Raw genomic sequence first — 21222 nt, 5'->3', positions numbered from 1 at the left:
GGGTCCCGCGGTGCGGCAGAAGCCGCGCCGGGTCATTGACGGTGCGCGCACCTTCCTTGGCCCTCCGCGCAGGAACGACGACCAGAGACCCGGACACGTTCATCCCCCTGGCCGGCCGGCGCTCCGTGCCTCCGCACCCCCGCTCGGGCCGGCCGGAACGCGAAAGCGGGAGGTCAGACGTGCGGGGTCCGGGCGACGGCGTGCGCGGCCGTCCACCGGTCGACGCGTTCCCACTGGGTGAGCAGCCAGTCGCTGCGGGCCTCCTCGCCCGGCGGAATCGCGGCGGCCGGTATCCGCCACCAGTGGGCCCGCACCCCGCGTGCGAACGGGAGGGCGGACCAGGCGGTCCGGACGGAGTCGATGACGTCGAGCCCGGCATGGGTGACGAAGACGACGTCCGCGGTGGGCGCGGCGGCCAGCGCGGCCAACGCCCCGCCGTCGCGCGGCGGCAGCACGTAATGCAGCCGGGACGCGCGGGCGGCGCGCCGGTAGAGGCCGCGGCGGCGCAGCATGGCGATCACGCGGCGGTGGCGGCGCGGGGTGAAGTTGCCGCCCTCGGGGAAGAGCACGAGCGCGTCGCCGGGGCGCAGTCCTGCCGCGAGATCGGCGATGCCGTCGACGGCGGTGCCCGAGGCGGGCGGCACGAAGCAGTGCGGCACCCGGCCGAGGAGCACGTCCAGGCAGGGGTCGGCGCGCAGCGCGCCCTTGAGCACGGTGTGCGGGCGCAACCCGGCCTCGGTGAGCAGGATCTGGAGCAGCAGGAAGGAGTCGCCGAGGCCGGCGTGCCGGACGAGTACGAGCAGGGGCGCCCGACGCGGACCGCTCCCGGGCGCGGCGCGTTCGTACGGTCGGCCGCCCCCCGGGGCGCTTCCCCGCGGGACGCTTCCACCGGAGACGTCTCCACCCGAGCCGTCACCATGCGAGCCGTCTCCACCCGAGCCGCTTCCCCGCGGGACGGCCGGAGTGACCTCGACCCCGAGCCGGAAGACGTGTTCCGCGGCCCGGCGCAGGACAGCCAGCAGCCGGGCGAGCGTACGGAACGCGGTGTCCTCCCGCCGGCGTCGGGCGGCAGGGCCCGGGGACGGGTCGCGCAGGAACACCACGGTCGCCGTCACCAGCCCGGCCAGGTCCGCCAGCAGGTAGAGCAGCGCGAACCCGGCCACCCGGGTCTGCCGCCACGGCCCCCGGGTGGCGAGGGAGACAGGCGCGCCGAGCACGGTCACGGCCACCAACAGGGCTGCCGTCAACGGGATCAGGGCGAGGAGCAGCGCGGTGGTGACCGCCCGCCGGCCGAGCGTCACCGCGAGGGACACGGCCACGGACACGGAGACGGAGGCGGCGGACGCGGCCACGGCGGCGGACCCGTCCGACGGCACGGACGCGGCCGCGGACGTGGACGGGTCGGGCGGGAGTGTCGTCATGCGGGGGCGCCGCCTTTCGGGGCGAGGGCGGTGTCGAGGTAGCGCGAGGACGCCGCGTAGGCGCGCTCGATGCGTTCCGCGGTCTGCCCGAACGCGGCGCGCCGGCGGAGTTGGCGCAGCGTCCCGCCGGTCTCGTCACGGGTGGAGGCGCTGGGCAGCACGTGCACGGTGACGTCCGGCGGCAGGTCGGCCATGTCCCGGGCGAAACGGTGCCTGCGGGCGATCTCGAAGGCGACGGTGGCGACTTCCCACGGCAGCCGGGGCGGGGTGAGCGCGTGCTCGACCCGGCCGACCTGGAGCACGTAGATCTCGCGGGCGCCGAGCGCCACCGCCCGGCCGACCGGGATGCTGTTGACCAGCCCGCCGTCCACGAAGTGCGCGTCGCCCAGCCGGACCGGCGGCAGCAGCCCCGGCACCGAGCAGGACGCGAGCACCGCGTCGGCCAACGGTCCGCCGTCGAACCAGTGCTCGGCCGCGTCCTCGATCCGTGCCGCGACGCACTGGAACGGTACGGCCAGGTCCTCGATCCGGGTGACCGGCAGATGGGTGCGCAGCAACGTACGCAGGGGCGCCGCCGCGTAGAGGTGGGTGCCGCTGCGCAGCGCCGTGGACAACCGGCCCACCAGCGAACCGGTGAAGACCCCGGCTCGGCCGAGCCCGGTCCACAGCTCCTCCAGCCGGGCCACCGCGGACTGCGACGGGTCCGCCGCGACCGCCGCGCCGTTGATCGCCCCCACCGACGTGCCCAGCACCAGGCCGGGCCGCACCCCCGCGGCGAACAGCGCCTTCAGCATCCCCACTTCGTGCGCCCCCAGCGCCCCGCCGCCGCCGAGTACGAACGCCCGCCCGCCCTCGTCTCCCGCGCCGCTGTCCATGCCACCCCGCGTGCCCCGCCCCACCGGCCGCAATCCCGCCGGGCACCCGGCCCCTCCCGACACCCGGGCACCGAACCACCCACGCACCCGGGCTCCGCCGGACACCCGGCTACCGAACAGGCCCCCACCTGACGCGGCGTCAGGCCTGGTCGCCGCGCACCCGCCCGTGCAGGTGCATGTCGTGCCAGCCGTCCGCGTGCCGCGCCGCCCCGCGGCGTACGCCCTCCGGCGCGAAGCCGGTCGCGACGGCCACCCGGCAGGACGCCGGATTGGCCGCGGAGTGCGCCAGTTCGAGCCGGTGGAAGCCGCCGTCGCCCAGCGCCCAGGCCGCGAGCGCGCGGACCGCGCCGGAGCAGACGCCAATGCCGCGCGCCTCCGGTACCGTCCAGTAAGCGACCTCGGCCTGACCGTCGGCGAGGTCGAACGACTTCAGCGCCACCCGGCCGAGCAGCGCGTCGGTCGCCGCGTCCGCCACCGCCCAGTGCCCGCCGGTCTCGGCGGTCCAGGCGCCGCGCCACTGCTCGATCCACTCCCCCGCCTCCGCGACGGAGTCGGCGCGGCGCACGTGCCAGCGCTGGATCTGCGGGTCCTGGTAGGCGGCGTGGACGGCGCCGGCGTCGTCCGGCCGCCAAGGCCGCAACTGCCGCCCGCCCTCGGCCGGGAGGACCGGCTGCCGGGTCGAACGAAGCGCGCCGGCGGGTATCGCGGGAGTGGCCAGAGAGGGCATGCTCGTATTGTCTCCACCCGGCCGGGCCGCCGCGGGCCCTCCCGGACGGGCTCCTCCCGGACGAGCCGCGGGCCGGACCGCTCCCCCGGGCCACCCGGGTGTCGCGCACCGGCAACTCCGGGTCCCCAGATCGCCCTTGAGGACCTGAGACGTTTCAAAAGTGCATAGAATAACCGCGCCGAGCAGGCTCCGCAATGGGGCGTACCGGCACGATTCGGAGACGATGCCCACCGCTCGGCTCCACCCGCCACCGAACCCCCGCGGACGATGATCGTATCCGCGACCGTCGACAAGGCCCGGCACCGGTAGCCGACGCCCGCCGCGACCAGGGCGGTTGGCCGTCCGGAGGGAACCCGTCAGGTCCGGGCGTACGCGCCGGCACCCCGGCCGGACGCCCCCGCCGCGCCCGCCGGCGGGCGCCCCGGGAGCCCGCGTCGCCGGCCCGTACGGCGGCCCCCGCGGGCCGACGCGCCCACCAGCGCTCTTCCCCGCCAACGGATATTACGTGCGGGACCCTAGACGTCACGTGACGCAGGACATAGTCTCGCGTCCGTCAACTTTTGTGAAACGTTCCAATTTACCGGTGGCCCGACGTTCGGACGGAGGGCACGACGAGTCCCGGGACGACGTTCCGGGGAGGGGGTGGGCACACATGTGGCGAGCCCGCCGCGCAAGCGCACCACACCAAGACGAGGACCTGGCACGATGAAAGATCCCGTAGGCAAGGACCCGCTCCTCGTCCTGGAGCAGGCGGCGAAGCGCTTCGGCGCGGTGCGCGCGCTCGAGGACGGGTCGGTCACCCTGTACCCAGGCGAGGCACACGCCCTGTTGGGCGAGAACGGCGCGGGCAAGTCCACGCTGGTGAAGATCCTCGCCGGCGTGCACCAGCCCGACAGCGGCCGGCTGCTGATCGGCGGCACCCCGGTCGTGCTGTCCGGGCCCGCGGCCTCCCGCGCCGCCGGGGTGTCGATCATCTACCAGGAGCCCACCCTCTTCCCCGACCTCACCGTCGCGGAGAACATCTTCATGGGCCGCCAGCCGCGCCGCGCCGGCCGCCGGATCGACCGGACCGCGATGAACAAGGCGGCCGTCGCCGTGTTCGAGCGGCTGGGCGTCCAGTTGGACCCGCAGCGCCAGGCCCGCGGCCTGTCCGTCGCCGACCAGCAGATCGTCGAGATCGCCAAGGCGCTGTCCCTGGACGCCAAGGTGCTGGTGATGGACGAGCCGACCGCAGCGCTGACCTCGGTGGAGGTGGAACGCCTCTTCGACGTGATGCGCACGCTGCGCGAGCAGGGCGCCGCGGTGCTGTTCATCTCGCACCGGATCGAGGAGGTGCTGGCGAGCTGCCAGCGCGTCACCATCATGCGCGACGGGCGCTTCGTGAGCACCGCGCCGATCGAGGACGTGACCGCCGACTCGATCATCCGCTCGATGGTCGGCCGCGAGCTGGGCACGCTCTTCCCGAAGACGCAGACCGACCCGGGCGCCACCGTGCTGGAGGTCGAACACCTCACCCGGGAGGGCGTCTTCCACGACATCAGCTTCACCGTGCGCAGGGGCGAGATCGTCGGCCTGGCCGGGCTGGTCGGGGCCGGCCGCAGCGAGGTCGCCCGCGCCGTCTTCGGCATCGACCGGTGGACGTCGGGCACGGTCAAGGTGGGTGGCAGGAAGCTGCGCAACGGCAACCCGGCCGACGCGATGGCCGCCGGCGTGGCGCTGGTCCCCGAGGACCGCCGCCAGCAGGGCCTGGTGATGGACATGGGCATCGACCGCAACGTCGCGCTCGCCTCGCTGGAGCGGCTGGGCCAGTTCGGGCTGATCCGGCGCGGCTCGGAGCGCGAGCTGGCACTGACCTGGGCGGAGCGCCTGCAGTTGAAGTTCGGCCGGATGAGGAGCCCGGTCGCCACCCTGTCGGGCGGCAACCAGCAGAAGGTCGTGCTCGGCAAGTGGCTGGCCCGCGGCCCCTCCCTGCTGATCATCGACGAACCGACCCGAGGTATCGACGTCGGGACCAAGGCCGAGGTGCACCGCATCCTCGACGGACTGGTGGCCGACGGGATGGCGGTGCTGATGATCTCCTCCGAACTGCCCGAAGTGCTGGGCATGGCCGACCGGGTGCTGGTCCTGCACGAGGGCCGGATCACCGCCGAACTCAGCCGCGCCGAGGCCGACGAGGACTCGATCATGCGCGCCGCCACCGGATACGCGGCGGTGGCGTCATGACCGCACAGCTCACCGCGCCGGCCCCGGCGCCCGACACCCAGCGCTTCGCCCGCGGCGCCGCCCTGCTGCGGGCCCGGGAACTGGGCATCGGCGTCGTCATCGTGCTGGTCTTCGTCGCCACCACGATCAGCAACCACGCCTTCGCCAACCCGCACAGCATCCAGCAACTGCTCACCGGCGCCTCGCTGATCGCGCTGCTCGGCGTCGGCGAGACGATGGTCATCGTCACCCGCAACGTGGACCTGTCGGTCGGCTCGGTGGTCGGCCTGTCCGCGTACGTCGTCGGTGACGTCTTCAAGCACCACTCCGGCTTCCCGGTGCTGCTGGGCTACGTCCTCGGCATCCTGGTCGGCGCCCTGGTCGGCTCGATCAACGGCCTGATCACGGTCGTGACCCGGGTGCCGAGCCTGGTGGTGACGCTCGCGATGCTCTACATCGTCCGCGGGGTGGACGGGGTGATCGTCGACGGCAAGACCATCGACCCGGGGGCGATCCCCAAGTCCTTCACCGAGGTGGGATACCGGACCTTCCTCGGCGTGCCGTGGCTGGCCATCATCGTGGCGGTCGTGGTCGCGGTCGTCGGGTACGCGATGCGCTCCTTCCGGGCCAGCCGCGACCTGTACGCGATCGGCTCCAACCCGGAGGCCGCCGCACTGGCCGGCATCCCCGCCGGGCGACGGGTGTTCACCGCCTTCCTGATCAGCGGCGCGCTCGCCGGCCTGGCCGGGTCGCTGTTCCTCGCGCTGCACGCCCAGATCGACGTCACCGGCGGCAACGGCTACGAGCTGACGGTCGTCGCCGCGGTGGTCGTCGGCGGGGTGGCCATCTTCGGCGGCAGCGGCACCGTGCTGGGCGCCGCCCTCGGCGCTCTGCTGCTCAACACGATCAACCAGGCGCTGGTCGCCGCGAAGATCTCGTCCTTCTGGAACGAGGCGATCGCCGGCGGGCTGCTGCTGGCGGCCATCGCCTTCGACCGCTGGCTGGGCCTGCGGGTGGCCCGCAGCCTCCAGTCCGCACAGGGAGCCCACCGTGACGCCTGACATCACCACCACGAAACCGGCCACCCCCTCCTACCAGGGTGCCGACGACGCCGGGCAGCCGTTCTGGCGCGGGCTGGTGCGCTGGGAGACCGCGCTGGTGTTCGTCCTGATCGCGGTGCTGATCTTCGGGTCGGCGCAGTCGTCGGACTTCCTGGACGGCACCAACTTCTTCTACATCAGCCTGAACATGGGCGAGATCGCCATCATGGCGCTGCCGCTGACGCTGATCGTGATGACCGGCGAGATGGACCTGTCGGTAGCCTCGATGCTGGGGCTGTCGGGCACCGTGATGGGCTCGCTCTTCCACGACGGCTGGTCGGTGTGGGCCGCGATGGCGGCGGCGCTGGCGGTCGGCGCGGCCGGCGGCGCGCTCAACGGCCTGCTGGTCTCGAAGATGGGGCTGCCGTCGATCGCGGTGACGATCGGCACGCTGACGCTCTTCCGCGGCCTCTCCGAGATCGTGCTGGCGCCGCGCACCATCACCGGGTTCCCGATGTCGCTCACCAAGATCGGCGTGATGCCGGTGCAGGGCACGAAGATCGCCTGGTCCGCGCTGATCTTCCTGGTGCTGGCGGTGATCTTCGGCGTGATCCTGCACGCGACCTCGCTGGGCCGCTCCATCGTGGCGATCGGCCTGCAACCGGAGGCCGCCCGCTTCTCCGGGGTGCGGGTCGACCGGGTCAAGTTCGGGCTCTACGTGGCCTCCGGCCTCTTCTGCGCGCTCGCCGGCATCCTGTTCACCCTGAAGAACTCCTCGGTCAGCTACGACGCCGGCACCGGGCTCGAACTCAACGTGGTGGCGATCGTGCTGCTCGGCGGGGTGTCGATCTTCGGCGGCCGGGGCACCGTGATCGGCGTGGTGCTCGCGGTGATCATCGTCGGCTGCCTCCAGCAGGCGCTGACCCAGATGGGCGTCCAGCCGGAGGTGCAGAACATCGTCACCGGCGCGCTGCTGCTGGTGAGCGTCGTCGTGCCCAACGGCGGCGAGCTGGTGCGCCGGATCAGAGCCCGCGCCAAGCGGGGCCCGCTGCCCGCCGCCTGACCCTCCGCCACCCGGAGCCCGCGGCTCCACCCCGCCACCTCGTCCGGAGCCGCGGCTCCCCGCCGCTTCCTCACCGGCCGGCACCCGGCGGCGCCGGCCGTTCCGTCCAACCCTCTGCAGAAAGACAGTCACGTGACCATCAGCAGAACCGTGCGCCGCAGGGCGACCGCACTCCTCTCCCTCTCCGTTGCCGGCCTCATGCTCGCGGCCTGCGGCTCCTCCTCCAACGCCGGCGCCGACCCGACCGGCAAGCCGACCGCGACCGGCGTCAAGAAGGGTCTGACGGTCTACTTCATCCCCAAGGACACCCAGAACCCGTACGAGGTGCTGGCCGACGCCGGCGGCAAGAAGGCGCTGGAGGAGCTCGGCGGCAAGGTCGTGGTCTCCAGCGGCACCGCCGACACCGCGGCCGCGCAGATCCCGTCGATCCAGACCGCGATCCAGAAGCACGCCGACGCCATAGTGATCGCCGGCAACGACCCGTCGGCGCTGTGCCCGTCGCTCAACCAGGCCGCTGCCGCCGGGATCAAGATCGTCTCGTTCGACTCGGACATCTCCTGCGGCACCACCCCGAACCACCTGTTCATCAACCAGGCGGACACCGAGACCATCGGCACCTCCGAGGTCGACCTGCTCGCCAAGCAGATCGGCAGCAGCGGGCAGGTCGCGATCCTGTCCGCGGCGGCCAGCGCGACCAACCAGAACGCCTGGATCAAGTACATGAAGCAGCAGCTGACCAAGTACCCGAACATGAAGCTGGTCAGCACGGTGTACGGCAACGACGACCCGGCCACGTCGCTGACCGTGCTGCAGGGCCTGCTGTCGGCGTACCCGAACCTCAAGGGCATCATCTCGCCGACCACCGTGGGCATCTCGACCGCGGCGCAGTACCTGTCCAACCACAAGGACGTGGCGAAGAAGGTCACGCTCACCGGACTCGGGCTGCCCTCGCAGATGAAGTCCTACGTCAAGGACGGCACCGTGAAGTCCTTCGAGCTGTGGGACCCCAACCAGCTGGGCTACCTGGCCGGTTACGCGGCCGCGTCGCTCGCGTCCGGCAGCGCCAGCCTGCAGACCGGGTCCAGCTTCAAGGCGGGCACGCTCGGCACGTACAAGGTGCTCGCCCCGACCAGCGGGGTCGGCCCGTCGGTGGTGCTCGGCCCGCCGACCGTCTTCGACGCCTCCAACGTCGACAAGTTCGACTTCTGATGCCGCGGGGCGCCCGGCCGGTCCCGTCATGGGGCCGGCCGGCGCCGGCGGCACCCGGGACGCCCCGGCGCCCCGGAGAGCACAAGGGAACGACGATCGGATGAACCGCTACTGCTTCCTGCTACGGGTCAGGCCCGACCGGCTCGACGAGTACCGCGAGCGGCACGCGCAGGTCTGGCCGGACATGCTGCGCGCGCTCGACGCGGCGGGCTGGCGCAACTACTCGATCTTCGCCGCCGATGACGGGCTGATCGTCGGATACGTCGAGGCCGACGACCTCGCCGCCGCGCAGGCCGCGATGGCCCGCACCGACGTCAACGCCCGCTGGCAGGCCGAGATGGCCCCCTTCTTCACCGGCCTGGACGGGCAGCCGCCGGACGAGGGGTTCGTGCTGCTGCGGCAGATCTTCAACCTCGACGACCAACTGCACGCCAGTGGAGAAGGACCCGGCCGATGACCACGACTTTCGACTCCTCCCAGCCCGACGGCCCCGCGCGGCAGCCGGGTTCCGCGCCGCCTTCCGCCTCGCCGCCGTCCGCCCTGCCGACCGGGCTGCGACGCATCACCGCCCGGCGCACCAAGGTCGGCCTGGTGGCCGGCGGACTCGGCGCCTACTGGCCGCAGTTCCCCGACCTGCTGCCCCAACTCCAGCGCTCCGCGGACCGGGTGGCGGAACGGATGCGGGCGCTGGACTGCGACGTGGTGGACGCCGGATTCGTCTCCGACGCCTCCGACGCCGCGCGCGCCGCCGAGACGCTGCGGGTGGCCGGCTGCGACATCATCGTCGGCTTCCTCACCACCTACATGACCGCGTCGATGCTGGTGCCGATCGCGCAGCGCAGCGGCGCCCCGGTGCTGCTGATCAACCTCCAGCCCACCGAGGCGATGGACCACGCGACCTTCGACACCGGTCAGTGGCTGGCGTACTGCGGCGCCTGCCCGCTGCCGGAGATGGCCAACGCCTTCCTGCGCTGCGGCATCGACTTCCGCTCGGTGTCGGGGTACCTGGAGGACGAGCGGGCCTGGGACCGGATCGGCCGCTGGATCAAGGCGGCCGGGGTGCGCGGCGCGCTGCGGCACGGCCGGCACGGCCTGATGGGGCACCTCTATCCGGGCATGCTCGACGTGTCGACCGACCTCACACTGGTCCCGGCGAACTTCGGCGGCCACATGGAGGTGCTGGAGTTCGACGACCTGCGGGTGCGGGTCGCCGCGGTCACCGACGCGCAGGTCGAGGAGCGGATCGCGCTGGCCCGGGAGGTGTTCGACCTGGACCCGACGGTCCAGGAGGAGGACTTCCGCTGGGCGGCGAAGGTGTCGGTGGGGCTGGACCGGCTGGCGGACGACTTCGCGCTGGACAGCCTCGCCTACTACCACCGCGGCCTGGAGGGCGAGCAGCACGAACGGCTCGGTGCCGGCATGATCCTCGGCGCGTCCCTGCTCACCGCGCGCGGCGTGCCGACCACCGGCGAGTACGAACTGCGCACCTCGCTGGCCATGCTCATCGTGGACCGGCTCGGCGGCGGCGGCTCGTTCACCGAACTCCAGGCGCTGAACTTCCGCGACAACGTGGTGGAGATGGGCCACGACGGCCCGGCCCACCTGGCGATCAGTCAACGGCGGCCGCTGCTGCGCGGCCTGGGCGTCTACCACGGCAAGCGCGGCTGGGGCGTGTCCGTGGAGTTCGACGTGGCGCACGGCCCGGTCACCACCTTCGGGATCGCCCAACAGCGCGACGGCGCCTTCACGTTCGTCGCCTCCACCGGCGAGGTGGTCCCGGGACCGCTGCTGGAGATCGGCAACACCACCTCGCGGGTCGACTTCGGCTGCGACCCGGGCGAGTGGACCGACGCGTGGAGCGCCACCGGCATCTCGCACCACTGGGCGCTGGGCGTCGGCGACCTGCTGCCCCAACTGCGGTCGACCGCCGACCTGCTGGGCGTGAACCTGGTGGAGGTCGCCTTGTGAGCACCGATCCGAACTGTCAGCAAGAACCGTCCGCACTGGAAAGCAGGTCCGCCCATGGCCGGTCGTGAGGCAGCCAAGAACGTACTGCGCGCGCAGCGCATCGAGTTGCCGTCGTGGGCGTTCGGCAACTCCGGCACCAGGTTCAAGGTCTTCGCCCAACAGGGCGTGCCCCGGGACCCGTTCGAGAAGATCGCCGACGCGGCCCAGGTGCACGCCTTCACCGGGGTCGCGCCGACCGTCGCCCTGCACATCCCCTGGGACGAGGTCGCGGACTACGCCGAGCTGGGCCGCGCCGCGGCGGACGCCGGCATCACGCTGGGCACCGTCAACGCCAACGTCTTCCAGGACGACGACTACCGGCTCGGCAGCGTCACCAACCCCGACCCGGCCGTCCGGCGCAAGGCGCTCGACCACCTCTTCGCGTGCGTGGACGTGATGGACAGGACCGGCTCGCGGGATCTGAAGCTGTGGTTCTCCGACGGCACCAACTACCCCGGCCAGGACGACATCAGGGCCCGGCAGGACCGGCTGGCCGAGGCGCTCGACGCGGTGTACGCGCGGCTGTCGGCCGACCAGCGGCTGATCCTGGAGTACAAGCTCTTCGAACCGGCCTTCTACACCACCGACGTGCCGGACTGGGGCACCGCCTACGCGCACTGCCTGCGGCTGGGCGAGCGGGCGCAGGTGTGCGTCGACACCGGGCACCACGCGCCGGGCACCAACATCGAGTTCATCGTGGCGTTCCTGCTGCGCGAGGGGAAGCTCGGCGCGTTCGACTTCAACTCCCGCTTCTACGCCGACGACGACCTCATGGTCGGTGCCGCCGACCCCTTTCAGCTCTTCCGCATCCTCTTCGAGGTCAAGCAGGCGGGCGGGCTGGCGGAGGACTCCGGGATCGCGTTCATGCTCGACCAGTGCCACAACATCGAGCCCAAGATCCCCGGCCAGATCCGTTCGGTGATGAACGTGCAGGAGGCCACCGCGAAGGCGCTGCTGGTCGACACCGAGGCGCTCGCCGCGGCGCAGGCGGCCGGTGACGTGCTGGGCGCCAACGGCGTCCTGATGGACGCCTTCAACACCGATGTGCGCCCGCTGCTGGCCGAGTTGCGCGCGGAGTCGGGGATCGACCCGGACCCGATGGCGGCGTACGCGCGGTCCGGCTACGCCGAGCGGATCGTCGCCGACCGGGTCGGCGGCACCCAGGCCGGCTGGGGCGCCTGAGCGCGCGTCCGTCCCCGCGTCGGCGGTACGGCCCGGGGCGGGTCCGGCGGTTCGCCGGACCCGCCCCGGGCCGTTGACCGTCACCTGTCCCGGGATCTCAGTGGACGGTGACGGTGGTGGCGCTGTGCACGCTGCGGGCCGGGAGGGTGACGGTCAGGGTGTGGTCCGCCGCGCTGTAGTGCCAGGCCGTCCTGGGCAGCCGGACGCCGGTGGCGGCCACCGCGCCGGGCGCGGAGATCCCGCGGAAGGTCACCGTCCACTGGCGGCTGGTGACCTGGCCGGGGAAGGAACCGTCGGCCGCGCCGATCCGCAGGGTGTGCACTCCCTTGTGCTCGCTGTAGTGGACGGCCGTGGTCGCGGAGCGGGCCGGCACCGCGGAGGTGCCGTCGTCCTCGTAGAGCGAGAACGAGCCCGACGCGCCGCCGGCGACGGTGAGCGTGACCTTCTTCAGCGGGCTCTTCGCGTCGCTGCTGACGTGGTCGGTCCTGGTCGGCACGACCGCGCCGGCCCGGACGAACACCGGCATCGTGTCGAGCCCGGTGGTGACGGTCTGCGTGGTGCCGCCGGGGTAGGTCTGGCCGGTGAAGTAGTCGGTCCAGGTGGTGCCCGGCGGCAGCCACACCGAGGTGGTGGCGGTGGTACCGGGCGTGGTGACCGGCGCGACCAGCACGTCGGGCCCGTACATGTACTCGCTGCCCGCCGTGGTGTAGGCGCTGTCCTCCTCCGGGTACTGGAGGTACATCGGCCGGACCACCGGGACGCCGGTGGCGTTCGCCTGCTGGGCGAGGGTGTAGGTGTACGGCAGCAGGTCCTCGCGCAGGTTGAGGAACTTGTCCGCGGAGGCGCGCGCGTCCGTGCCGTACTGCCAGGGCAGCCGGTCGCTGTGGTTGCCGTGCAGCCGGTCCACCGGCTGGAAGGTGCCGAGTTGGACCCAGCGGGCGTACAGGTCGTCGGGGAGCTTGGTGGTGGACTTCTGCTGCCCGCCGTCGGAGTACGTCTCGGAGCCGGTCAGCCCGGTCGCGTCGTTGAAGCCGCCGATGTCGTGGCTGACCGCGGACAGACCGGTGGCGGCTGACTCGCCCGGGGTGTAGCCGACCTCGAACTTCAGGGTGCCCCAGGTGGAGGAGGTGTCCCCGGTGAAGTGGACGGTGGTGCGCTTGTCCGCCCACGGTCCGGTCGGCAGGCCGGTCGGGCTGCTGTAGCCGCCGGACTGGAGCGACCCGAAGGCCCGGGAGAGCACGAACCCGCGCCCGACGGTCTTGTCCGCGTCGGTGGCGTACTGCTGGTTGATCCAGGCGTCGGGGGTGACGCCGGCCAGCGTGGACTGCGAGTTGTCGCAGCACCAGTCCAGCCACCAGAAGTCCGCGCCGGCCTGCTCCATCGTCTGGTGCAGCCCCAGGTACGCCTTGAGCTGGTCCGGGTCGCCGAAGTCGAAGGTGTACGTGCACACGTCGCCGTCGCAGCCGCTCTTGGCGAGCTTGTTCTTCGCGGTGGACTCGGCCTGCGCGAACTGCGGGTCGGTGCTGACGATGCTCGGGTGGATGTTGAGCGTGTTGTGCAGCCCCTGGCCCGCCGCCCAGTCGAAGAACGCCTTCGGGTCGGGGAACTTGGCCGGGTCCATCTCCCAACCGTCCCAGGTCGCCGGTGACTTGAAGTCGGTGTCGGTGACCAGGACGTCCAGCGGGTCGCCCTCGGAACGGAACGCGGGCAGGATGGTGTTCTCGTAGTCGGCCGCGGTGCGGTCCATGTACTCCGAGTACCAGACCCCGTAGGCCCATTCGGGCAGCAGCTCGGAGGGGCCGGTGAGGGTGGCCAGGTCCGTCAGCGCCTGCTGGTAGTCGTGCCCGTAGCCGAAGAGGTAGCCGTCCTGGTAGGGCGCGCCGCCGTGGCCGGGCCGCGCGGAGGCCGTCCCGGTCGCGGTGGAGTACAGCGCCGAGGAGGTGTCGTCCAGCAGGTACCAGCCGTCCCGGTAGAGCAGGCCGGGCGTGATGGACGGGTCGCCGTTGTCGCCGTTGACCCCGTCCAGGCCGCGGCGGTAGCCGCCCAGGGCGATGTGCGGCGCGGGCGCGGGCGCGCTCTGGTCGCTGACGGACACCGTGTCGGCGTTGACGTGGCAGCTGGTCGCGTCCGGGCAGCCCAGGGTGATGTCGTCGGTGCCCGCGGTCAGGGTGACCGGGACGGACGCGGTGCCCCAGGTGTCCCAGTCGGCGGTGGCCGGCAGGCTGAGCGTCGTGTCGTCGCCGCCGGCCGTGACCGTCATGGTGCGGGTCTGGTGCAGGCCGTCGCCGCCGACGCCGTTGGCGTAGCGCAGCCGCAGCAGGTACGTGCCGTCGGCCGGCACCCCGACGATCCGGTGGGTCAGCCCGGCGCCCTGGTTCAGTTCCGCGACGAAGCCGGCCCCGGAGTAGCTCTGGTGGTTCGTGGCGACCACCGCGGAGCCCGTGGCGCGGCCCGCCTCGGACTCGCAGCTCACCCCGAACCGGCAGTCCGTGATCGCGGTGGCCGACGTCCCCGGGTAGGACGCGCCGGGCGTGACCACCGCGACGCTGTCGAGGTTGACGTTGCCGGAGTCCGCGGCGGCGTGCGCCAGCGTCACCGTGTGGTGGCCCGCGGTCAGGTCGACCGGCACCCGCGCGACGGCCCAGGTGTCCCAGTCCGCGGTCACCGGCAGGCTCACCGTCCGCGCCGTGCCGCCGTCCACCGTCAGCGACAGCGTGCGGGTGGTGTTCTTGCCGTCGCCGCCCAGCGCGTTGGCGTACCGGGCGTCGAACTCGTAGGAGCCCGCCGTCGTGGCGTCCACGTCGGCGGAGACCGAGTCGCCCTGCGCGGTGAAGCCGGCCAGGAAGCCGGTGCCGGTGGCCCCGGTGTGGTCCGAGGCGGTGCTGACGCCCGCGGCCGAGAGGTCCTCCGCCTCGCACAGCGCGCCGACCGTGCAGGTCAGCCCGTTCCACGGGGTGGCGGTGACCGGGGTGCTGCCCGCGTTCTGGTCCACCGTGAGGTTCTGCGCGGTGAAGGCCCCCGAGTCCACCTTGTACCGCAGGGTCACCTTGCTGGTGGTGAGGGTGAGCCAGCCGTCGGAGGTGCTGGAGGTGTACGGCGTGCTGGTGAAGGAGTCCCGGCCGATGGCGTTGAAGGTCGGGCTGTCGGTGAACTGCCCGTCGCCGGCGTACTCGGTACGGATCAGCGTCGGCGACAGCACCTCGAACCGGGCGTCGCCGGACGTCACGGTGGGGATGCGGGGGTGGGCCGTGCCGTGCGCGGACGCCGCCTGTCCGGTGCCGGTGAGCACCGTGGCGGCGGCCGCCGCCGCGGCCACGACCGCGATCCGCCGCCGTACGCCGATCGCCCGGCGGCGCGACCTCGCCGCGCTCATCGGGTCACGCTCAGCAGGGCGAAGACGCCGCCGATCACCGGGCGCGCCTGGAAGCCGCCGGCCGGCCGGTCGTTGACCGTGTCGTACCAGTCGGTGAACGGCACCCGGGACGGCGTGGTGTGCGCGAACTCGTAGTACGAGTCGACCAGATAGCCGCTCACGGGGTGGTCACGCAGCCAGGCGGCGGTCCACATCTCCCAGTCTCCCTTGGTGTAGGCGTGCCGGACGTCCAGCGGGATGCCGTAGGGGTTGACCTGGGTGAGGTACCACGCCGCCTCCTCGGCGGCGACCGAGGCCGGCACCAGGCCGAGGCCGAGCAGCGCGTCCGGGTAGCCGTTGTACTTCAGGCTCCAGGTGCCCGGCTGGTCGTAGGCGAGCTTGAGGTGGTCGGGGGTGGTGTCCTGCGCCTTGCCGGTCCACTGCCCGATGTAGTCCTTGGCGACGCCGAGGTAGCGGGTGCGGTCGGCGGCGTTGCCGGCCGCGGCGGCCACCTGGCTCATCGCGCCCAGGCCGAGGATGCCCTTCAGGGCGAGGTTGGCGCTGTGCCCGATGAAGCCGGTGAAGTCGTCGGTCTGGTTCTGGAAGCCCGGGTCGAGGGCGTTGTCGACCAGGTAGTCCGCCCACTGCTTGAGGATCGCGTAGTGCCCGGTGGCGAAGGCCCGCCCGGCCGAGGCGGACGCCCCCTTCAGGTAGGCCGCCGACATCAGCAGCATGTTCGCGGACTCCTCGACGGGCATGTCCTCCTCGTTGCCGTCGTTGTGGCCGGCGGCGTTCGGGTAGGAGGAGCCCAGGTCGTGCTCGGCGAACTCCTTGGGCCAGCCGCCGTGTTCGGCGTACTCCAGCACCGGCGCCAGCAGCAGCCCGAGGTAGGCCGGGTCCGCCCAGGCGAAGACCGGCATCGCCGGGTAGAGCAGGTCCACGGTGGAGACGTTGCCGGAGGAGGAGATCTCCTTCAGCATCGCCCACGGCGTGCCGTCCTTGCTGACCAGTTCGGTGCCGCCGTACGCCTGCCGCAGCGCCAGCGCGCACAGCGCCGCGTACTTCGGGCCGCCGACCGCCGTCGCCTCCTGGCGCACCTTGCGGTCGAGCGCGGCCGTACGGCTGCCGGCGGTGGCGAGGTCGCCGTGGAAGAAGGCCGCCATCTGCTGCCAGGTCGGCCAGTACGACTTCCACAGCGGCGGCAGCGGCGTGCCGAGGTAGCTCACCGCGGGCTCACGCACATGGCCGACGGACAGCACCGCCTGCTGCGCGGTGCGGTGGACGCTGCCGAGGTCGAAGTGGAAGGCGAAGACCGGCCAGGCGTCGTTGATCGCGCGCGGCTGGCGGGTGTCGGCGCTGCCGGCGAGCTTGCCGTCGGTCAGGGCGGCCGGGCGTACCACCGTGTCGGCGCCGATCTGCCAGGTCAGCCCGGGGCGGTTGGTGGCGCTCCACACCACGGTGCCCCAGGTCGCCATGTCCCCGTTCTCCGCGAGGGACTTGGTGCCGTCCGGGGTGAACGACAGCGAGGTGAGCGAGCCGCCGCCGGCGCCGGCCACCTGCTCCCCCGACCAGCCGATCTTCGTGCCGGAGTCGCCGTGCGCCCACTCGCCGGAGATGTCGACGTACAGCTTCACGTCGTGTGCCGCGCCGTCACCGCTGCGCACCTCCGCCGTCAGGTACGACAGCGGCACCGACTGCCGGCGCAGGTCGCCCGGCTCCACCGGGGACAGGAAGGTCAGCGTCAACTCCACGCCGGCCGCCTCGTACTGGAACACCGAACGGGTCGCGGTGGTGGTCAGCGAGCGCTGCGCCATGCCGCGCAGTACCTGCCCGTCGATGTTCGGCGCGCCCAGGAACAGGTAGGGCACGCCGTCGATCTGCGCGATGCCGGTCATCGCAGTGGTGCGGCCGGTCCAGAACGTCGGCCAGGTGCCGGCGGTGTTGCTCGCCGGCAGCCAGGCGCTCAGATACGGCGAGCGCACCGCCAGCGGCACCGCCGGCGGCCGGATCGGGTCGAAGACGGTGTCCACCGCGCTGGTCCCGCCCGGCTTCCCGGACGCGCCGCTCCGCGCGGCGGCGAAGGAGGCGGCGGAAGCGGAGGAGGAGGGGGCCGCCGTGTCCGCGGCCTGCGCGCTGCCCGCGACACCCGGCAGCAGTCCGGTGCCCGCCGCGCCGAGCCCGACGACGCCGGCCGCTCCCGTCCAGCGGATCAGGCCGCGCCGGCTCATCCCCTGCCCCGGCCCGGCGTCGGCGGCGTCGGCGGCGGTGGCGTCGGCGGCTTCCACGGGCGGCGGGCCGTCCGGCGGCCCGGTGACGGGTGGGGCCACGTCGTTGCTTCTGTATGTCATCGGTTTCCTCCAGGAACCGCTCCCGTGCGGAGCGGAATGGCAGGGGCGCGCGCTCCGGCCCGGGTGGGGCAGACCGAAGCGGCGGCTTGGGGCGTGCCCGTCGGAAGAGATTCCTACAACGATGTAAAGCGAGGCGAGATGATGACAGCACAGCCCAGATGTCATGTCCATCCCCTGTACCGGACAGATTTCCGCCGCGTTTCGCGATGTCCGGCCACGGCGCACCGCGCCCCACGAATATCCGAACACCCATGCCCATCAGCAGGTTTGAAGCCCGCTCCAGGAGAAGCGGGCCGGTCGGGAAGAGCGTCGCCGGCGCCTCGCGCAGCCGCGCACGAAGGAGCCCGCACGCCTGGCGCGCGCCAGGAGAGCGTCGCGGCGACCGCACAGGTTCGATGTCGTGGCGACCGGGTTTCTCCATCGTTGTAAAGGCGTCCGCCGGACCCGGCGCACCGGCCGCGACCTGCGGTCGGCGACCGCGAAAGCCGTGCCGCACCCCTTGACCCGCGACAGTGCGGCGATGCGAGAATCCGTGAGTTCCTGGTTGGTTCTGTTCAATGCTGGTCAGTTATGACGCCTCTTCAGGGCGCCATCGGTGCACGCGTCGACGAGAAGGGTCCCACCATGCCGGTCGACCGCAGGTCTTTTCTGATCGCAGGAGCGGCCGGAGCCGCGGCCCCCGCACTGCCCGGGCTCGCCGCGACCGCGAGCGCCCACACCGACCCGGCGCGGCCGGCCGGCTCGCCCTCCGCCCTCCCCCGCACCGTCGACCTCGCGGACGGCTGGCGCTTCGCGCTGGTGAACCCGGCCGGCATCACCGACCCCACCGGCTCCTACGCCGACGCCGCCGACCCCGGCTACGACGACTCCCGCTGGCGGGCCGTCCGCGTCCCGCACGACTGGAGCATCGAGCAGACCCCCACCACCGCCGACAACACCTCCGGCGGCACCGGCTTCCTGCCCGGCGGACTCGGCTGGTACCGCAGGTCGTTCACCCTGCCGGCCGCCGTCAAGGGCCGCCGCGTCTCGGTCGAGTTCGACGGCGTCTACATGGACAGCTCCGTCTACTGCAACGGCACTCTGGTCGGCACCCACCCCTACGGCTACACCGGGTTCGCCTACGACCTCACCGACCTGCTGCACACCGACGGCCGCACGGCCAACGTGATCGCGGTCCAGGTCCGCAACCAACTGCCCAGCAGCCGCTGGTATTCGGGCAGCGGCATCTACCGCAACGCCCGGCTGGTCCTCACCGACCCGGTGCACGTCGCCCGGCACGGCACCTACGTCACCACGCCCGACCTCGCCGACACGCTGAACCCGCGGCAGGGAAGCGGCTACGCCACCGTGCGCGCCCAGGTCGGTGTCGTCAACGAGACCGGCGGCGCCGTCGCCGCCACCGTGGTCAACACCGTCCGGGACCGCCAGGGCCGCCAGGTCGCGCGGGCCAGCTCGCCGCTGACGCTGGCGGCGGCGACCGGCGCGCAGGACGTCACCACGCAACTGCGCGTGGAGCGGCCGCAGTTGTGGTCGTACGCCACTCCGGAGAACCGGTACACCCTGGAGACGGACGTCCAGGTGCACGGCGAGACGGTGGACACCGTCACCACCACCTTCGGCCTGCGCCACTTCACCCTCGACCCGGACCACGGCCTGTCCGTCAACGGCGAGCCCACCAAGATCCGCGGCGTGGACCTCCACCACGACCAGGGCGCGCTCGGCGCCGCGATCCACTACGACGCGGTGCTGCGCCAGATGACGATCATGAAGTCCATGGGCGTCAACGCCTTCCGCACCTCCCACAACCCGCCGTCGCCGGAGATGATCCGGGTCTGCGAGGAGCTGGGCATCGTGATGATGGTCGAGGCGTTCGACTGCTGGCGCACCGGCAAGAACACCTACGACTACGGCCGGTTCTTCGACGCCGACAGCGCCGCCGACATCGCGGAGATGGTGTCCGCCGCCCGCAACTCGCCCGCGGTGATGATGTGGTCGATCGGCAACGAGATCCCCGACTCCACCTCCACCGCGGGCCTGGCCATGGCCGACGGGCTGATCGCCGCGATCCGCGCGCTCGACACCACCCGCCCGATCGTCATCGGCTCCGACAAGTACCGCGGCATGCCGGCGGCCGGCTCCCCCGCCGACCTGATGCTCGCCAAGCTCGACGGCCTCGGCCTCAACTACAACACCGCCGCCTCCGTGGACGCGCTGCACGCCCGCTATCCGCACCTGTTCCTCTTCGAGTCCGAGTCGTCCTCGGAGACCTCGACCCGCGGCACCTACCAGGAGCCGCAGCACCTCAACACCGGCGAGAACCACACCCCCGGCCGGCGGGCCACCTCCTCGTTCGACAACAACCTCGCGTCGTGGACCATGAGCGGCGAGTACGGCCTGAAGAAGGACCGCGACCGGGCCTTCTTCGCCGGCGAGTTCCTCTGGTCCGGCACCGACTACATCGGCGAGCCGACGCCGTACGGCGTCTTCCCGGTGAAGGCGTCGTTCTTCGGCGCGGTCGACACGGCCGGCTTCCCGAAGGACATGTACCACCTCTTCCGCAGCCAGTGGACGTCCGAGCCGATGGTGCACCTGCTGCCGATGGACTGGACGGACCACCGGCCGGGCGAGACCGTCGAGGTGTGGGCGTACTCCACCGTGGACACCGTCGAGCTCTACCTCAACGGCCGCTCGCTCGGGGTGCGCCGCTTCGACACCAAGAAGACGGTGGACGGGCGTACCTACCTGGAGACCACCGAGCCGACCGGAGACGACAAGACCGTCACCACCGGCGCCTACCCGGGCAGTTACACCAGCCCGAACGGCAGCGCGGGCAAGCTCCACCTGACCTGGCAGGTGCCGTTCGCCGCCGGCGAGCTGAAGGCGGTCGCCCGCAGGAACGGCAAGGTGGTGGCCACCGACGTGCTGCGCACCGCGGGCGAGCCGCACGCCGTCCGGCTCACCCCGGACCGCGCCTCCGCGGTGGCCGACGGCGACTCGCTGGTCTACGTCACCGCCGAAGTGATCGACTCCCACGGCGTGGTGGTGCCCGGCGCCGACCACCTGCTCACCTTCACCGTCTCCGGCGGCTCCCTGGCCGGCCTGGACAACGGGCAGCAGGAGAGCGCCGAGCGCTACCAGGCCACCACCCGCACCGCCTTCCACGGCAAGGCCCTCGCCATCGTGCGCTCCGGCACGAGCGCGGGACACCTCGACGTGACCGCGAGCGCCCCCGGCCTGCACCGCGGCACCACCTCGGTGCGCAGCACGCGCGCGCCCGGCGCGGTGGCCGGCACTCCCCCGGCGCGCTTCGTCCCGGACCCCGGCCCCGGCACGCCGTCCTACCCGCTGGCCGACGCGAGCTACTCCGGCTCGCCCTCCTCGCTGCCGGCCGCGATGCTCGACGGCGACCCGGCCACCGGCTGGTCCAACGCCTTCGCCAAGAGCGCCACCGCGCTGCTGCCCGCGTTCAACGGTGCCCGCCCCGCGGACTGGGTCTCGGTCACCTGGGCCACCGCCCGCCGCGTCGACACCGTCTCCGTCTCCTTCACCGTGGACGCGACGCACACGCTGCCGGCCACGGTCACGGTGTCGTACTGGGACGGCGACCGCTGGGCCCCGGTGCAGCACCCGGCCGTCTCCTGGGCGAGCGCGAGCGACAGCCCCACGGTCGTCTCCTTCACCGCCGTCGACAGCGCGCGGCTGCGGCTGGACCTGACCAGCGCGGCCCCCGGCACGCCCGCCGGCGCGCAGCGCATCAGCGCGCTGACCGCCACGGCGGCGGCCGGATGAGCAGATG

The 21222-nt window shown here is 72.5% G+C and carries 13 protein-coding genes; 8 read left to right on the top strand and 5 right to left on the bottom strand.

Annotated features, from left to right (window positions below; all coding sequences use genetic code 11):
* Positions 1-173: 173 nt before the first annotated feature.
* From OG370_RS35705 to OG370_RS35695, 3 genes are all read right to left on the bottom strand, one after another.
* Positions 174-1421, bottom strand: a complete 1248-nt coding sequence (locus OG370_RS35705; RefSeq protein ID WP_328471676.1) for a 1-acyl-sn-glycerol-3-phosphate acyltransferase — start codon at positions 1419-1421, stop codon at positions 174-176.
* Positions 1418-2296 carry a patatin-like phospholipase family protein gene (locus tag OG370_RS35700; RefSeq protein WP_328471674.1) on the bottom strand — a complete coding sequence of 293 codons (879 nt, stop codon included), beginning with the start codon at positions 2294-2296 and terminating at the stop codon, positions 1418-1420. Before OG370_RS35700 ends, OG370_RS35705 begins: the two co-directional genes overlap by 4 nt.
* A gap of 139 nt (positions 2297-2435) precedes the next feature.
* Positions 2436-3023, bottom strand: a complete 588-nt coding sequence (locus tag OG370_RS35695; protein WP_328471672.1) for a GNAT family N-acetyltransferase — start codon at positions 3021-3023, stop codon at positions 2436-2438.
* A gap of 705 nt (positions 3024-3728) precedes the next feature.
* Here OG370_RS35695 and OG370_RS35690 point away from each other — a divergent pair.
* The 7 genes from OG370_RS35690 (at position 3729) to rhaI (ending at position 11726) form a co-directional block, all read left to right on the top strand.
* Positions 3729-5246 carry a sugar ABC transporter ATP-binding protein gene (locus OG370_RS35690; protein WP_328471670.1) on the top strand — a complete coding sequence of 506 codons (1518 nt, stop codon included), beginning with the start codon at positions 3729-3731 and terminating at the stop codon, positions 5244-5246.
* A complete protein-coding gene (locus OG370_RS35685; protein ID WP_328471668.1) occupies positions 5243-6286 on the top strand; it encodes an ABC transporter permease in 1044 nt (347 codons plus the stop codon). The genes OG370_RS35690 and OG370_RS35685 overlap by 4 nt, the downstream gene beginning before the upstream one ends.
* A complete protein-coding gene (locus OG370_RS35680; protein WP_328471666.1) occupies positions 6276-7328 on the top strand; it encodes an ABC transporter permease in 1053 nt (350 codons plus the stop codon). The genes OG370_RS35685 and OG370_RS35680 overlap by 11 nt, the downstream gene beginning before the upstream one ends.
* Positions 7329-7526: 198 nt before the next feature.
* Positions 7527-8537 carry a substrate-binding domain-containing protein gene (locus OG370_RS35675; RefSeq protein ID WP_402445048.1) on the top strand — a complete coding sequence of 337 codons (1011 nt, stop codon included), beginning with the start codon at positions 7527-7529 and terminating at the stop codon, positions 8535-8537.
* A gap of 100 nt (positions 8538-8637) precedes the next feature.
* Complete coding sequence (locus OG370_RS35670; RefSeq protein WP_328471662.1) at positions 8638-8994, top strand: L-rhamnose mutarotase; 357 nt, start codon at positions 8638-8640, stop codon at positions 8992-8994.
* Entirely contained in the window at positions 8991-10505 is a 1515-nt protein-coding gene (locus OG370_RS35665) for an L-fucose/L-arabinose isomerase family protein (RefSeq protein WP_328471660.1), read from the top strand. Before OG370_RS35670 ends, OG370_RS35665 begins: the two co-directional genes overlap by 4 nt.
* 54 nt (positions 10506-10559) lie before the next feature.
* Complete coding sequence (gene rhaI, locus OG370_RS35660; RefSeq protein ID WP_328471658.1) at positions 10560-11726, top strand: L-rhamnose isomerase; 1167 nt, start codon at positions 10560-10562, stop codon at positions 11724-11726.
* Between the two features lie 97 nt (positions 11727-11823).
* Here the strand turns inward: rhaI and OG370_RS35655 are convergent, their stop codons facing one another.
* Together OG370_RS35655 and OG370_RS35650 are read right to left on the bottom strand one after the other, a co-directional pair.
* Positions 11824-15099, bottom strand: coding sequence for a TIM-barrel domain-containing protein (locus OG370_RS35655; RefSeq protein ID WP_328471656.1), 3276 nt, complete (start codon positions 15097-15099; stop codon positions 11824-11826).
* Entirely contained in the window at positions 15096-17426 is a 2331-nt protein-coding gene (locus tag OG370_RS35650) for a glutaminase family protein (RefSeq protein ID WP_328471654.1), read from the bottom strand. The genes OG370_RS35655 and OG370_RS35650 overlap by 4 nt, the downstream gene beginning before the upstream one ends.
* A 624-nt stretch (positions 17427-18050) precedes the next feature.
* Here OG370_RS35650 and OG370_RS35645 point away from each other — a divergent pair.
* Positions 18051-21215 (top strand): glycoside hydrolase family 2 TIM barrel-domain containing protein, encoded by a 3165-nt coding sequence (locus tag OG370_RS35645; protein ID WP_328474735.1) that lies wholly within the window; start codon positions 18051-18053, stop codon positions 21213-21215.
* Positions 21216-21222: the final 7 nt, after the last annotated feature.

Origin of the sequence: Streptomyces sp. NBC_00448, from assembly GCF_036014115.1 — a bacterium.
Taxonomy (GTDB): Bacteria; Actinomycetota; Actinomycetes; order Streptomycetales; family Streptomycetaceae; genus Actinacidiphila.
Note: the sequence above shows the minus strand (reverse complement) of the source record. Positions and strands in the feature narration are given on the sequence as shown.